At 47.6% G+C, this 317-nt stretch carries 1 pseudogene; it reads left to right on the forward strand.

What is annotated here, in order from left to right:
• Window positions 1-96: pseudogene (locus QEH53_RS24100) on the forward strand (IS5/IS1182 family transposase); the annotation flags it as partial.
• Window positions 97-317: the final 221 nt, after the last annotated feature.

Consider the following 317-nt stretch of genomic DNA (forward strand, 5'->3'; position numbering starts at 1 on the left):
CGAAGGCTCAGCAAGGACTACGAACGCACGACAAGCTCGTCGCAAGCCATGATCCACATCGCGATGACTCGACTGATGACCACCAGACTTGCCTAGGTCGCGTGGACAAAATGGTTAAAAGATTTAAGATGTTGGCTTGCAACAGTATGTAAGCCTATATGATAGTATTCAATGTCAGAATACAAAGCCGACGAGATGCCCTCAGCAGTCCGCGAGGAGCTAAAAAAAAGGGGCTATCCTAGCTAACAGTTATTGTTTTGTCCTTTTGTACCGCTGTTTAAGCTGCCTGAGCAGCTGTTGGTGGTTGCCTCCATTGA

Origin of the sequence: Pelagicoccus sp. SDUM812002 (assembly GCF_031127835.1) — a bacterium.
GTDB lineage: Bacteria > Verrucomicrobiota > Verrucomicrobiia > Opitutales > Opitutaceae > Pelagicoccus.